Annotated in this window: 11 protein-coding genes; 5 read left to right on the top strand and 6 right to left on the bottom strand. The window is 73.8% G+C overall.

All coding sequences use genetic code 11. From position 1 onward, the window contains the following. Positions 1 to 11: 11 nt before the first annotated feature. The 3 genes from ACSU6Z_RS09995 to ACSU6Z_RS10005 form a co-directional block, all read right to left on the bottom strand. A complete protein-coding gene (locus ACSU6Z_RS09995; RefSeq protein ID WP_437044609.1) occupies positions 12 to 1,697 on the bottom strand; it encodes a thiamine pyrophosphate-binding protein in 1,686 nt (561 codons plus the stop codon). After that, a complete protein-coding gene (gene speB, locus ACSU6Z_RS10000; RefSeq protein ID WP_437044610.1) occupies positions 1,694 to 2,683 on the bottom strand; it encodes an agmatinase in 990 nt (329 codons plus the stop codon). The genes ACSU6Z_RS09995 and speB overlap by 4 nt, the downstream gene beginning before the upstream one ends. 67 nt (positions 2,684 to 2,750) lie before the next feature. Further along, positions 2,751 to 4,220: a sodium:solute symporter gene (locus tag ACSU6Z_RS10005; RefSeq protein WP_437044611.1), complete on the bottom strand. Its 1,470-nt coding sequence runs from the start codon at positions 4,218 to 4,220 to the stop codon at positions 2,751 to 2,753. 187 nt (positions 4,221 to 4,407) lie between these two features. Here ACSU6Z_RS10005 and ACSU6Z_RS10010 point away from each other — a divergent pair, with 187 nt between their 5' ends. Both ACSU6Z_RS10010 and ACSU6Z_RS10015 read left to right on the top strand, forming a co-directional pair. Further along, the gene (locus ACSU6Z_RS10010; protein WP_437044612.1) at positions 4,408 to 5,994 is read left to right on the top strand and encodes a helix-turn-helix domain-containing protein; all 1,587 of its coding nucleotides are present in this window, start codon (positions 4,408 to 4,410) and stop codon (positions 5,992 to 5,994) included. Positions 5,995 to 6,055: 61 nt separating this feature from the next. Then, on the top strand, positions 6,056 to 6,844 hold the full coding sequence (locus ACSU6Z_RS10015) for a phosphatase (protein WP_437044613.1): 789 nt from the start codon (positions 6,056 to 6,058) through the stop codon (positions 6,842 to 6,844). Positions 6,845 to 6,990: 146 nt separating this feature from the next. Here ACSU6Z_RS10015 and ACSU6Z_RS10020 read toward each other — a convergent pair whose 3' ends face one another. The 3 genes from ACSU6Z_RS10020 to ACSU6Z_RS10030 all read right to left on the bottom strand — a co-directional run bounded on the left by ACSU6Z_RS10020 (position 6,991) and on the right by ACSU6Z_RS10030 (position 9,780). Next, positions 6,991 to 7,872 carry an acyl-CoA thioesterase gene (locus tag ACSU6Z_RS10020; protein WP_437044614.1) on the bottom strand — a complete coding sequence of 294 codons (882 nt, stop codon included), beginning with the start codon at positions 7,870 to 7,872 and terminating at the stop codon, positions 6,991 to 6,993. Between the two features lie 9 nt (positions 7,873 to 7,881). Next, positions 7,882 to 9,039, bottom strand: coding sequence for an acyl-CoA dehydrogenase family protein (locus ACSU6Z_RS10025; RefSeq protein WP_437044615.1), 1,158 nt, complete (start codon positions 9,037 to 9,039; stop codon positions 7,882 to 7,884). Positions 9,040 to 9,165: 126 nt separating this feature from the next. Next, positions 9,166 to 9,780, bottom strand: a complete 615-nt coding sequence (locus ACSU6Z_RS10030; protein ID WP_437044616.1) for an SACE_7040 family transcriptional regulator — start codon at positions 9,778 to 9,780, stop codon at positions 9,166 to 9,168. Positions 9,781 to 9,878: 98 nt separating this feature from the next. Here ACSU6Z_RS10030 and ACSU6Z_RS10035 point away from each other — a divergent pair, with 98 nt between their 5' ends. From ACSU6Z_RS10035 to ACSU6Z_RS10045, 3 genes are read left to right on the top strand one after another with little or no spacing between them, the layout of a single operon-like run. Further along, positions 9,879 to 11,495, top strand: coding sequence for a carboxyl transferase domain-containing protein (locus ACSU6Z_RS10035; RefSeq protein WP_437044617.1), 1,617 nt, complete (start codon positions 9,879 to 9,881; stop codon positions 11,493 to 11,495). 16 nt (positions 11,496 to 11,511) lie between these two features. Next, a complete protein-coding gene (locus tag ACSU6Z_RS10040) occupies positions 11,512 to 13,437 on the top strand; it encodes a biotin carboxylase N-terminal domain-containing protein (protein ID WP_437044618.1) in 1,926 nt (641 codons plus the stop codon). Then, positions 13,427 to 14,431, top strand: a complete 1,005-nt coding sequence (locus ACSU6Z_RS10045) for a hydroxymethylglutaryl-CoA lyase (protein WP_437044619.1) — start codon at positions 13,427 to 13,429, stop codon at positions 14,429 to 14,431. Before ACSU6Z_RS10040 ends, ACSU6Z_RS10045 begins: the two co-directional genes overlap by 11 nt. Positions 14,432 to 14,434 lie beyond the last annotated feature (3 nt).

Raw genomic sequence — 14,434 nt, forward strand, 5'->3', positions numbered from 1 at the left:
GTGCGGACGCCTCAGCCGAGGTGCGTCGGGGCGAACATCCGCAGCACCGCCGGGAGGACGACCACCGACGGCCCCGGCGTCGCCAGCGCCCGCGCCAGGTCGGCCTCCAGGGCCCCGGGGGAGGTGCGGACGCCCGTGACCCCGAAGGACTCCGCGAGGGCCACGTAGTCCGGCCGGGTCAGTTCCGTCGCCGTGGCCTGCCCGAAGGCGTCGGTCATGTACTCGCGCAGGATGCCGTAGCCGCCGTCGTCGACGATGAGCCAGGTGACGTTCAGGTCGTACTGGCGGGCCGTCGCCAGTTCGGCGATGGAGTACAGGGCCCCGCCGTCGCCGGAGACCGCCAGGACCGGGCGGGTCGGGTCGGCCACCGCCGCGCCGAGGGCGGCCGGGAAGCCGTAGCCGAGGCCGCCGGCGCCCTGGGCCGAGTGCATGGTGTTGGGGGATCCGGCGTCGAAGGCGGACCAGGCCCAGTAGGCGAGGATCGTCATGTCCCAGAAGGACGGCGCGTCGGCCGGGAGGGCGCCTCGGACCGAGGCGAGCACCTGCTGTTCCAGGGTGAGGTCCTGGGAGGCGAGACGGGCGCGGACCCGGGCCAGCAGGTCCCGTACGCGCTGCGGGGCCGTCGGGTCCCGCCGCTCCTCCACCGTCTCCAGCAGGGCCTGGAGGGCGAGGCGGGCGTCGGCGTGGATGCCGAGGGCGGGATGGTTGGACTCCAGTTTGCCGAGGTCGGCCTCGATCTGGACGACACGGCCGCGCGGCTTGAACGTGTGGTAGTTGGAGGACAGCTCGCCGAGGCCGGAACCGACCACGAGCAGGACGTCCGCGTCCTCCAGGAAGTCGGTGGTGTGGCGGTCCTCCAGCCAGGACTGCAGCGACAGCGGGTGCTCCCAGGGGAACGCGCCCTTGCCGCCGAAGGTCGTCACCACGGGGGCTTGCAGGCGTTCCGCGAGCTGCCGCAGCTTGCCCGAGGCGTCCGCGCGGACCACTCCCCCGCCCGCGATGATCGCCGGGCGGGCCGCCTTCGACAGCAGATCGGCGGCGACCGCCGTCAGTTCGGGACGCGGGACCAGTTCGTCGGGGGTCGCGTCCATGGCCGTCACCACCGGCAGCGCGGCGGGCGCGAGGAGGACGTCCTGGGGGATCTCCACCCACACCGGGCCGTGCGGGGCGGTCAGGGCCGACTTCCAGGCAGCGGCGATGGCGGAGGGGATCTGGGACTGGGTGCGGACGGTGTGGACGGACTTCACCACGCCGCGGAAGGAGGCCGCCTGGTCGGGGAGTTCGTGCAGGTAGCCGTGGCGGCCCCCGCCGAGCCCGGCGGTCGGGACCTGGCTGCCGATGGCCAGGACGGGGGCCGAGGCCGCCGCCGCTTCCTGGAGCGCGGCCAGGGAGGTCAGCGCGCCGGGGCCGGTCGACAGCAGCAGCGGGGCCGCCTCGCCGGTGATCCGGCCGTAGGCGTCGGCGGCGAAGCCCGCGTTGTTCTCCGCGCGCAGGCCGATGTAGCGCAGGTCCGAGCGGCGCAGGGCGTCGAACACGCCGAGGGCGTGCTGGCCGGGCAGGCCGAAGACGGTCGTCGCGCCGAGCCCGGCCAGGGTCTCCACGACCAGGTCTCCGCCGTTGCGGCCGGGGGGAGGGTTCAGCGCGGCCTCCGTCTGGGCGGGCGAGGGACGGAGCACCAGGTCGTGGTCGTGGGTCACTTGCCCTCGTCCCCCTTGTCCTCCTCGCGGGCCGCCGCGATCTGGCGGGACATGATCGTGGTCAGCTCGTACGCCGTGTGGGACGCGGCGACCGAGGTGATCTCGGCGTGGTCGTAGGCGGGGGCCACCTCGACGACGTCCGCCGACACCAGGTTGCAGGAGGCCAGGCCGCGCAGGATCTCCAGCAGCTCGCGGGAGGTCATGCCGCCCGCCTCGGGGGTGCCGGTGCCGGGCGCGTGGGCCGGGTCCAGGCAGTCGATGTCGATGGAGATGTACAGCGGGCGGTCGCCGATGCGCCGGCGGAGCTGGTCGGCGACCTCGTCGGCGCCGCGGCGGTAGACGTCCGCGGAGGTGACGATGCCGAAGCCCATCTTCTCGTCGTCGGTGAGGTCCTGCTTGCCGTACAGCGGGCCGCGGGTGCCGACGTGGGAGAGGGCGGAGGTGTCGAGGATGCCCTCCTCCACGGCCCGGCGGAACGGGGTGCCGTGGGTGTACTCGGCGCCGAAGTACGTGTCCCAGGTGTCCAGGTGGGCGTCGAAGTGGAGCAGGGCGACCGGGCCGTGCTTCCTGGCGACCGCGCGCAGCAGGGGCAGGGCGATGGTGTGGTCGCCGCCCAGGGTCATCAGGCGGGCGCCGGTGCCGAGCAGGTCGTCGGCGGCGGCCTCGATCGTCTCGACGGCCTCGTTGATGTCGAACGGGTTGACGGCGATGTCGCCGCCGTCCGCGACCTGCGCGAGGGCGAAGGGGGAGGCGTCCTGCGCCGGGTTGTAGGGGCGCAGCAGGCGGGACGCCTCACGGATGGCGTTGCCGCCGAAGCGGGCGCCCGGCCGGTAGGAGACGCCCGCGTCGAACGGCACGCCCACCACGGCGACGTCGGCGCGGCCGACCTCGTCCAGGCGGGGCAGCCGGGCGAAGGTCGCGGGACCGGCGTACCGCGGGACGCGGGAGGAGTCGACGGGACCGCGGGGCGTCTCGTTGCTGCTCATGAACTGCCTTCCTTCGTACGCTTCATCGCGTATGTACCGCTTGGGTACTACTTGTTATGGTCCGACTCTACTGGTGAGCCGGTACCGGTTCGGTCACGGCCTCGGGGGCCCGTCCGGCGATCCGCTCCCGCCAGGCGGCGAGGACGGTCTCGTCGGTGGGCTTCGTCGCCAGGGAGACGGCGACGTAGGCGGCCAGGGAGGCCGGCAGGCCGTAGTAGACGGGCTCGTTGGCGAGGATGCCGTAGCCGGCCATCAGGCCGGTCACGGCCAGGCCGCCGACCGCGACGGCGGCGAGCGCGCCCTGCGCGGTGCCGCGCTTCCACAGCAGGCCGCCGAGGATGGGGACGAGCAGGCCGCCGACGAGCAGGTTGTAGGCGACGGTGAGGGCTTCGACGACGTCGTCGAGCACGATGGCGGCGCAGATCACCGCCGCGCCCATGACGAGGATGAAGACGCGGTTGCCCTTGACCTCGTCGTGTGCCCGCGCCTTCCCCGGCGGCGTCCCGACGGCGCCGCGCAGGCGCGACCAGATGTCGTTGTTGGCGACGGTGGCGCAGGCGATGAGGGCGCCGGAGGAGGTCGACATGACGGCGGCCAGTGCGGCGGCCAGCACCAGGCCGCGCACGCCCATGGGGAGTTGGTCCTTGACGATGGTGGCGAAGGCGTCGTCGGGGCTGCCCAGCCTGGGGTAGAGCACCTTGGCGGCGGTGCCGACGACCGCGCCGGCGACGGCGTAGACGAGGCAGTAGGTACCGGCGACGGTGCCGCCCCACTTGGCGGTGCGGTCGCTGCGGGCGGTGAAGACGCGCTGCCAGATGTCCTGGCCGATGAGCATGCCGAAGGTGTAGATCAGCACGTAGGTGAAGATCGTCTCGCCGCCGATGCCCAGCGGGTCGAAGTAGGAGGTCGGCAGCTCGGCCCTCATCTCGCCGAACCCGCCCGCCTTGACGACCGCGACGGGCAGCAGCAGGAGCAGCACGCCGATGGTCTTCACCACGAACTGCACCATGTCGGTGAGGGTGATGGACCACATGCCGCCGAGCGTGGAGTAGGCGACGACGATCGAGCCGCCGAGGACGATCGCGAGCGTGCGGTCCACGTCGAACAGGACGTCGAAGATCGTGGCGTAGGCGATGGTCGAGGTGACCGCCAGCATCAGCGTGTACGCCCACATCACGACGCCCGAGATGACACCGGCCCTGCCGCCGTAGCGCAGGTCGAGCATCTCGGAGACGGTGTAGACCCTCAGCCGGGCGATGCGGGCGGAGAAGAGGACGGACAGGGCGAGGATGCCCAGGCCGATGGTGACGACCATCCAGGCGCCGGACAGGCCGTACTGGTAACCGAGGCCGACGCCGCCGACGGTGGACGCGCCGCCGAGGACGATCGCCGCCATGGTGCCGGAGTACATCGCGGGCCCCAGGCGCCGCCCGGCGACCAGGAACTCGCTCTTGGACCCGGCGCGGCGCATGCCCCACCAGCCCATGGCCAGCATGCCGGCCAGATAGACGACGATCACGATGTAGTCGACGGCCATGCGGGGCCCTCCTTCGCGCACTCTCGGTGGCGTGTCGTGCTGATGGGAGTCGGTTGTCCGGTGGCGCGTCGCGGGGACATCCGCCCGTACCCGCGGCTGCCGGTCCGGACTGACCCTAGGTGGCCGGAAAGAGACTGCGAAGTGTACGTTTCCTCCATTCGCGGCGCCGGTGATGGAGGAAACATCCATGACGTCCATGACGCCCGTGGTGCAGGAGCCGGCGGTTCCGCCCACGCCCCCCGTTCCCCTCGCGGCCCTGCTGTCCCGCGAGGACCTCGCCCTGCGCCAGATCGCCGGGCCCGCCGGGCCGGACGTGACGGTCCACTGGGCGCAGACCTCGGAGATGTCCGACCCCTACCCGTACCTCCTGGGCGGGGAGCTGCTGCTGACCGCGGGCGTCCACGTTCCCGAGGAGGCGGTCTCCGGCACGCGCACCGGTTACTTCGACACGTACGTCTCCCGGATCGTGGCGGCGGGCGGCGCGGCGCTCGGCTTCGGCGTGGCGCCCGTGCACGACACCGTGCCGCCCGCGCTGGTCGCGGCCTGCGAGGCACAGGCGCTGCCACTGGTGGAGGTGGCGCCGCGGACGACGTTCTCGGCGGTGGCCCGCGCGGTGTGGCAGCTGATGGCGCAGGCCCGGCTGGCCGAGCTGCGCCGCGTCTCGCAGGCCCAGCGGAGTCTGGCCGCCGCGGCCTCCCGGCCCGACCCGGTGCCGTCGGTGCTGCGCCGGCTCGCCGCCCGCCTCGGTGGCTGGGCCGCGCTGTACGGCCCCGACGGCGCCGAGATCGCGGCGGCGGGCCGTGAGCCGGAGGCCGGGGCGCGCCGGGCCCTGACCGAACTGTCCCGGGTCGTCACCCGCGGCTCCTCCACCACCGCCAGCGACACCGTTCCCGGCGCCCGTCTGTCCGCGTACGCCCTCGGTGCCGGGCGGGGCTTCGTGCTCGGCACCGCCGCACCCCACCGGGAGCCGGGCGACCACACCATCGCCTCGGTCGCCGCGGTGCTGCTGTCCCTCCTCACCGGCGAGCACCACAGCGGCACGGGGGCGGCCCGGTCCTCGGCGCTGGTCCGGCTGCTGCTGGGCGCCACCCCCGAGGAGGTCGCGCCGCTGCTCGGGCAGGGGGCCGGGGGCGGGAGCGCGGACGACCGGTGGTTCGTCGTGCACGCGTGCCCCGACCGGGGCACCCCCGACCCGGTGGCCGCCTCCGCGCTGGGCGCCGCGCTGGGCTCACCGCTGGTCGACCCGGACCGGAACGTCGTACGCGTCCTCGTCCCGGCCGGCCGGGAAGCACCCGCCGGCCGGGGCGCCCCGGCCGGCGGGGAAGGCGCCTTCGGCCGGGAACCGGCGTTCCCGGCCCCGCAGCCCGGCTGGACCCTGGGGGTCAGCGCCCCGGCCGCCCCGCCCGACTGGCCGGCCGCCGACGCCCAGGCGGCCCGCGCGCTGGCCCGGGCCCGTGCCACCCGCGTGCCGCTGGTCCGCCACGGCGCCCGGCCCGCCTTCGCCGACCTGGTCCCCGCGCGGGAGGCCGAGGCGCACGCCCGCGCGCTGCTCGCCCCCGTCGCGGCGAACCCCGCCCTCACCGAGACCCTGCGCACCTGGCTGTCCCTGCACGGCAGCTGGGACCGCACGGCCGTCGCCCTGTCCGTGCACCGCAACACCGTCCGGCAGCGCATCGCCCGCTGCGCGGCCCTGCTCGACGCCGACCTGGACGACGCGGACGTGCGGATGGAGCTGTGGTTCGCGCTGCGGCGGGAGTGGTCCCGGCGGGCGTGAGGCGTCCCAACGTGTGACACGCCCGCAGACCGGTGCCGGCGGCTGCCCCACAATGGGAGCCATGCCGATACCCGGGACACCCAGCCGTGCCGAACTCGTCGACCACCTCGTGAGGACCCGTATCGCGGGCGAGGTCGCCACCCCCCGTGAGAACAACCTCTCCCACTACCGCAAACTGGCCAACGGCGACCGGGGCTTCTGGCTCGGCCTGGAGTTCGGCGACCGCTGGACGGACGAGCAGGACGTCCTCGCGGTGATGGCCGAGCGGGTCGGCGTCGTCGACGACCCCGGCCACCGGTCCGGGCAGGACACCATCGACCCCGAGCTGACCGTCGCCGCGCTGGAGCGCATGGCCGGCCGGCTGCGCAAGGCCGCCGACGACGGGCAGCGCGTGCTGTTCGCGACCGGCCACCCCGGCGGGCTGCTCGACGTGCACCGCGCCACGGCCGCCGCGCTGCGGGCCGCCGGCTGCGAGATCGTCGTCATCCCCGAGGGGCTGGTGACGGACGAGGGGTACGTCGTGCAGTTCGCGGACGTGGCCGTGCTGGAGCACGGGGCCACGCTGTGGCACACCCACTCCGGCGAGCCGATGAAGGCGATCCTGACCGGCCTGGAGCGCGAGGGCCGCCCGCTGCCCGACCTGGTCGTCGCCGACCACGGCTGGGCCGGGTACGCCGGCCAGCACGGCGTGGACTGCGTCGGGTACGCCGACTGCAACGACCCGGCCCTCTTCCTCGCCGAGGCCGAGGGCACCCTCCAGGTGACGGTGCCGCTCGACGACCACGTGGTCAGCCCGCGGTACTACGACCCGATGACGGCGTACCTGCTGGCGGAGGCGGGGCTGGCGTAACCGGGGCGGGGGCGTCGGCCCCGTGGGGCAGCGCCCCGGCCGGGGCGCTGCCCGGGTCGGTCAGGGCGGCGGCGATCACCGGGAGGTGCTCCCGCCGCCGGCGCCCTCCCGGACCGCTTTCGCCGTTCCCGCTCGTGCCGTGCCCCTCAGTGTTCCCGCGGGACGCGCACCAAGCCCTCCTGGACCACCGAGACGGCGAGCCGTCCGTCCTGTGTGTAGATGCGCGCCTGGCCCAGGCCCCGTCCGCCGGACGTCGTCGGGGACTGCTGGTCGTACAGCAGCCACTCGTCGGCGCGGAAGGGGCGGTGGAACCACATGGCGTGGTCCAGCGAGGCCCCGACGACGTCGCCGACGGCCCAGCCGCCCCGGCCGTGCGCGAGCAGCACCGAGTCCAGCAGGGTCATGTCGGAGACGTAGGTGGCCAGGACGACGTGCAGCAGGGGCCGGTCGATGGCGCCCTGCAGCTTGCCGTTGGTGCGGAACCACACCTGCGAGTGCGGCTCGCGCGGCTCGCCGAACCGGCCGAACGGGGGATCGTCGACGTAGCGCAGGTCCACCGCGGCCCGCGCCTGGAGGAACCGCTCCACGACCTCGGCGGGCAGGTGCGGGTAGCCGCGCAGCCGCTCCTCGCCGGTGGGCAGGGTCGCCGGGTCCGGGGCGGGCGGCATCGGGGCCTGGTGGTCCAGTCCCTCCTCGTACGTCTGGAAGGACGCCGACAGGCCGAAGATCGGCTTGCCGTGCTGGACGGCGACGACGCGGCGGGTGGTGAAGGAGCGGCCGTCGTGGAGCCGCTCGACGTTGTAGACGATCGGGGCGCCCGGGTCGCCGGGGCGCAGGAAGTACGCGTGCAGGGAGTGGGCGTGCCGGTCGGCGGGGACCGTGCGCCCGGCGGCGACCAGGGCCTGGGCGGCGACCTGGCCGCCGAAGACGCGCGGGACGACGGCGGGGTGGGACCGGCCGCGGAAGATGTCCTGCTCGATCCGCTCCAGGTCGAGCAGGTCGAGCAGGGACTGGAGTGCCTCGCTCATGTCCGGTGACTACAGGCCCATGTCCTTCGCGATGATCATCTTCATGACCTCGCTGGTGCCGCCGTAGATGCGGTTCACACGGTTGTCGGCGTACAGACGGGCGATCGGGTACTCGTTCATGTAGCCGTAGCCACCGTGCAGTTGCAGACAGCGGTCGATGACGCGGTGGGCGACCTCGGTGCAGAACAGCTTGGCGCCGGCGGCCTCGGCGGGGGTCAGCTCACCGGCGTCGAGCGCTTCGAGCGCGCGGTCGGCGACCGCCTCGGCGGCGTCCACCTCGGCCTGGCAGGCGGCCAGCTCGAACTTGGTGTTCTGGAAGGCGGCGACGGGCTTGCCGAACACCGTGCGCTCCTGCACGTACTGCTTGGCGAACCGGACGGCGGCCTTGGCCTGCGCGTAGGCGCCGTAGGCGATGCCCCAGCGCTCGGAGGGCAGGTTGGCGCCGAGGTAGGAGAAGCCCTTGTTCTCCTCGCCGAGCAGGTCCTCGACGGGGACCTTGACGTCGGTGAAGGCCAGCTCGGCGGTGTCGGAGGTGCGCAGGCCGAGCTTGTCCAGCTTGCGGCCGACGGAGTAGCCCTCGGACTTGGTGTCCACGGCGAACAGGGAGATGCCGTGGCGGCGGTCCTCGGCGGTGGGCGGGGCGGTGCGGGCGCAGACGATGACCTTGTCGGCGTGGACGCCGCCGGTGATGAAGGTCTTGGCGCCGTTGAGGACGTAGTGCGTGCCGTCCTCGCTCAGCCTGGCGGTGGACTTCATGCCCGCGAGGTCGGAACCGGTGCCCGGCTCGGTCATCGCGATCGCCCACATCTCCTCGCCGGAGACGAACTTCGGGAGGTAGCGCTTCTTCTGCTCGTCGGTGGCGAGCATCTTGATGTACGGCAGGGCGAGCAGGACGTGCACGCCGGAGCCGCCGAAGGAGACGCCCGCGCGGGCGGTCTCCTCGTACTGGATCGCCTCGAACTTGTGGGTCTCCAGGCCGGCGCCGCCGTACTCCTCGGGGACGTTGATGCCGAACAGGCCCAGTTCGGCGAGCTTGTAGTAGAACTCGCGCGGCACCTGGCCGGCCTGGAACCACTCGTCGTAGACCGGGACGACCTCGGCCTCGATGAAGGCGCGCAGGGTCTCCCGGAACGCCTCGTGATCCTCGTTGAACACCGTACGGCGCACGCCGCCACCTCCACCGGTACGTCTGTCTAAGCGCTTGCTCAGACCTCACCGTACCGGCGGGTACGGACAGGCGTCCAGGGAGGCGGCGCCGTAACGCTCGTCACGCCGGACGGGTGGCCGCCCGCCTCACTCCGTCCCGGCCGCCGCCCCGGACCCCGCCGCCGCGAACGCCCCCCGCGCCATCCGGTGCAGCAGTTGCGCCGTCGCGCCCCGGCCGGGGAGGGAGCCGCGGCGGCCGAGGTGCGGGGTGGAGTTCAGCAGGCCGAAGACCGAGTGGACCGCCGAGCGGGCGGCCGGTTCGGTGAGGTCCGGGTACACCTCGCGCACCACCGCCACCCACAGCTCCACGTACTGCCGCTGGAGCTGGCGCACCAGCTTGCGGTCGCTGTCCCGGAGGCGGTCCAGTTCGCGGTCGTGCAGGGTGATGAGCGGGCGGTCGTCGAGCGCGAAGTCGATGTGCCCCTCGATGAGCGAGTCGAGGACCTCCCCGGGGGCCGCCCCGCCGGCCTCCGCCAGGCGCCGCTTCGCACCCGTCAGGAGCTGATCGCTGATGCCGACCAGCAGCTCGGCGAGCATCGCGTCCTTGCCGGCGAAGTGCCGGTACAGGCCGGGGCCGCTGATGCCCACCGCCGCGCCTATCTCGTCCACCCCGACACCGTGGAAGCCGCGCTCGGCGAAGAGGCGGGCGGCTTCCTTGAGGATCTGCTCGCGGCGGGTGGGGGCGTCGGTTCTGGTGGCCATGGGGACGATTCTAGACAGCGAGGTTAGCGGTCGTTAACCTGAGGGGAGATGCGTTAACGGTCATTAACTGGTGGACCACTGGGTGAGGGGACCGCACGATGCACGAGGCACCGGAGCTGACGAGCGCGGCCGATCCCGCGTCGGAGGCGTTTCGTGCCAACGAGGAGGCGCACCGCGCCCTCGTGGAGGAGCTGCGCGCCAAGCTCGCCGCGGCCCGGCTGGGCGGCGGCGAGAAGGCGCGGGCCCGGCACACCGCCCGCGGCAAGCTGCTGCCGCGCGAGCGCGTGGACACGCTCCTGGACCCGGGCTCGCCCTTCCTGGAGCTGGCGCCGCTCGCGGCCGACGGGATGTACGACGGGCAGGCCCCGGCCGCCGGGGTCGTCGCCGGGATCGGGCGGGTGAGCGGCCGGGAGTGCGTGATCGTCGCCAACGACGCCACCGTCAAGGGCGGGACGTACTACCCGATGACGGTGAAGAAGCACCTGCGCGCGCAGGAGGTGGCCCTGGAGAACCGCCTGCCCTGCGTCTACCTGGTCGACTCCGGCGGCGCCTTCCTGCCGATGCAGGACGAGGTCTTCCCCGACCGGGACCACTTCGGGCGGATCTTCTACAACCAGGCCCGGATGTCGGCCGCGGGCATCCCGCAGATCGCCGCGGTGATGGGCTCGTGCACGGCCGGCGGGGCGTACGTGCCCGCGATGAGCGACGAGGCCGTGATCGTCCGGAACCAGGGGACGATCTTCCTGGGCGGGCCGCCGCTGGTGAAGGCGGCCACCGGTGAGGTCGTCACCGCCGAGGAGCTCGGCGGCGGCGAGGTCCACGCGCGCGTGTCGGGCGTGACCGACCACCTGGCGGAGGACGACGCGCACGCCCTGCGGATCGTGCGGACCATCGCCGCCACGCTCCCCGCGCGCGGGGAGCTGCCCTGGGAGGTGGCGGAAGCGGTCGAGCCGAAGGTGGACCCCCACGGGCTGTACGGCGCCGTGCCGGTCGACCCCCGCACCCCTTACGACGTGCGCGAGATCATCGCGCGCGTGACCGACGGCTCGCGCTTCGCGGAGTTCAAGTCCGAGTTCGGGCAGACGCTGGTCACCGGCTTCGCCCGGATCCACGGCCATCCGGTCGGGATCGTCGCCAACAACGGCATCCTGTTCGCCGAGTCCGCCCAGAAGGGCGCCCACTTCGTCGAGCTGTGCGACCAGCGCGGGATCCCGCTGGTGTTCCTGCAGAACGTCTCCGGGTTCATGGTGGGCAGGGACTACGAGGCCGGGGGCATCGCCAAGCACGGCGCCAAGATGGTCACGGCCGTGGCGTGCACGCGCGTGCCGAAGCTGACGGTGGTGGTCGGCGGGTCGTACGGCGCGGGCAACTACTCCATGTGCGGGCGGGCGTACTCCCCCCGCTTCCTGTGGATGTGGCCGAACGCCAGGATCTCCGTCATGGGCGGAGAGCAGGCCGCCTCCGTCCTCGCGACGGTCAGGCGGGACCAGATGGAGGCGCGCGGGGAGTCCTGGCCCGCGGAGGAGGAGGAAGCCTTCAAGGCGCCGATCCGCGCGCAGTACGAGCGCCAGGGGAACGCCTACTACGCCACCGCGCGCCTGTGGGACGACGGTGTGATCGACCCGCTGGAGACCCGGCAGGTGCTGGGACTGGCTCTGACCGCGTGCGCCAACGCCCCACTGGGTGAACCCCGGTTCGGCGTCTTCCGGATGTGACAGGGGGATGGGACTGATGTTCGACACCGTGCTCGTGGCCAACCGGGGCGAGATCGCCGTACGCGTCGTCCGCACGCTGCGGTCGATGGGCGTGCGCTCGGTCGCCGTCTTCTCCGACGCGGACGCCGGCGCCCGGCACGTCCGCGAGGCCGACACGGCGGTGCGGATCGGGCCGGCGCCCGCCGCCGAGAGCTATCTGTCGGTGGAGCGCCTGCTGGAGGCGGCGGCCCGCACCGGCGCCCAGGCCGTCCACCCCGGCTACGGCTTCCTCGCCGAGAACGCCGGTTTCGCGCGCGCCTGCGAGGCGGCGGGGCTGGTCTTCATCGGGCCCCCGGCGGACGCGATCGCCCTCATGGGCGACAAGATCCGCGCCAAGGAGACGGTGGAGGCGGCCGGGGTGCCCGTGGTGCCCGGCGGGCGCGACCCCGAACTGGCCGACGCCGCCCGCGCGCTGGGGGCGCCCGTCCTGCTCAAGCCGAGCGCGGGCGGCGGTGGCAAGGGCATGCGCCTGGTGCGGGACCTGGAGCGGCTGGAGGAGGAGATCGCGGCGGCCCGCCGCGAGGCCCGCGCCTCCTTCGGCGACGACACGCTGCTGGTGGAGCGGTGGATCGACCGGCCCCGGCACATCGAGATCCAGGTCCTGGCGGACGGCCACGGGAACGTGCTCCACCTGGGCGAGCGGGAGTGCTCCCTCCAGCGCCGCCACCAGAAGATCATCGAGGAGGCGCCGTCCGTCCTGCTGGACGAGGCGACGCGGGCCGCGATGGGCGAGGCGGCCGTCCAGGCGGCCCGCTCCTGCGGCTACCGGGGCGCGGGCACGGTGGAGTTCATCGTGCCGGGTGGCGACCCCTCCCAGTACTACTTCATGGAGATGAACACCCGCCTGCAGGTGGAGCACCCGGTCACCGAGCTGGTCACGGGGGTGGACCTGGTGGAGTGGCAGGTGCGGGTGGCCGCGGGCGAGCCGCTGGGCTTCGGGCAGGACGACGTCACGCTCACCGGCCACGCGGTCGAGGCCCGCCTGTGCGCCGAGGACCCCGCCCGCGGCTTCCTGCCGTCCGGCGGCACGGTGCTGCGGCTGCGCGAACCGCAGGGGGACGGGGTGCGCACCGACTCGGGGCTCGACGAGGGCACGGAGGTCGGCAGCCTGTACGACCCGATGCTGTCCAAGGTGATCGCGTACGGCCCGGACCGCCCAACGGCCCTGCGCAGACTGCGGGCGGCACTGGCGGAGACGGTCACCCTAGGGGTGCAGACCAACGCCGGGTTCCTGCGGCGGCTGCTCGCCCACCCGGCGGTCGTCGCCGGCGACCTGGACACCGGGCTGGTGGAGCGGGAGGTGGACGGGCTCGTCCCCACCGGCGTGCCGGAGGAGGTGTACGAGGCGGCGGCGGCCGTCCGGCTGGACGCGCTGCGCCCGCGCGGGGTCGGCTGGACGGACCCCTTCTCGGTGCCCAACGGCTGGCGGCTGGGCGGTGAGCCCAGGCCCGTCACCGTCCACCTGCGCGCGGCCGGCGCCGAGCCCGCGGCCCACACCCCGCGCGGCACCCACACCGTCACCGGCGAGGAGGTGTCGGTGGTCCTGGACGGCGTCCGGCACACCTTCCACCGCGCCGGCGACTGGCTGGGCCGCGACGGCGACGCCTGGCAGGTCCGTGACCACGACCCGGTCGCCGCCTCCCTCACCCGCGCCGCGCGCGAGGGCGCCGACTCGCTGACCGCTCCCATGCCGGGGACGGTCACGGTGGTGAAGGTGGCCGTCGGCGACGAGGTGGCCGCGGGGCAGAGCCTGCTGGTGGTGGAGGCGATGAAGATGGAGCACGTCGTCTCCGCCCCGCACGCCGGCACGGTCACCGAACTCGACGTCACCCCCGGCACCGCGGTCGCCATGGACCAGGTGCTGGCGGTCATCGCACCCAAGGAGGCGGGGCATGACGACTGAGGGTCTCCCCATGGCCGTACCGGCGGCGGGCCTGCCCGCCCGCGTCCGCATCCACGAGGTCGGCGCCCGTGACGGCCTGCAGAACGAGAAGGCGACCGTGCCGACGGAGGTGAAGGCGGAGTTCGTCCACCGCCTCGCCGGCGCCGGGCTGACCACGATCGAGGCGACCAGCTTCGTCCACCCCAGGTGGGTGCCCCAGCTGGCCGACGCCGAGCGGCTCTACCCCCTCGTCGCCGGTCTCCCGGTCGACCTGCCGGTCCTCGTCCCCAACGAGCGCGGGCTGGAGCGGGCCCTCGCCCTCGGCGCCCGCCGGATCGCCGTCTTCGCCAGCGCCACGGAGTCCTTCGCCAAGGCCAACCTGAACCGCACGGTGGACGAGTCGCTCGCCATGTTCGAGCCGGTGGTGGCGCGGGCGAAGGCGGAGGGCGTCCACGTCCGCGGCTACCTCTCGATGTGCTTCGGCGACCCCTGGGAGGGCCCCGTCCCGCTCCCCCGGGTCGTCCGGGTCTGCCGGGCCCTGCTCGACCTGGGCTGTGACGAGCTGAGCCTCGGCGACACCATCGGGGTGGCTACCCCGGGCCACGTCACCGCGCTCCTGACGGCCCTGGAGGAGGCCGGTGTCCCCGTGCCCGCACTGGGCGTGCACTTCCACGACACCTACGGCCAGGCGCTGGCCAACACCCTGGCCGCGCTCCGGCACGGCGTCACGACCGTCGACGCCTCGGCGGGCGGCCTGGGCGGCTGCCCCTACGCCGAGTCCGCCACCGGCAACCTCGCCACCGAGGACCTGGTGTGGATGCTGCGGGGCCTCGGCATCGACACCGGCGTCGACCTCGACCGCCTCGTCGCCACCAGTGTGTGGATGGCCCGGCGGCTGGGCCGCCCCAGTCCCTCCCGCACCGTACGGGCCCTCGCCCCCCGCACGGACACCACCGGCACCACCGGCGCCGGCCCCGGCGACACGGCCGCCCCCGTCTCCCACAAGGAGCAGTGACAC

It is taken from the genome of Streptomyces sp. enrichment culture (assembly GCF_964273145.1).
Taxonomy (GTDB): Bacteria; Actinomycetota; Actinomycetes; order Streptomycetales; family Streptomycetaceae; genus Streptomyces.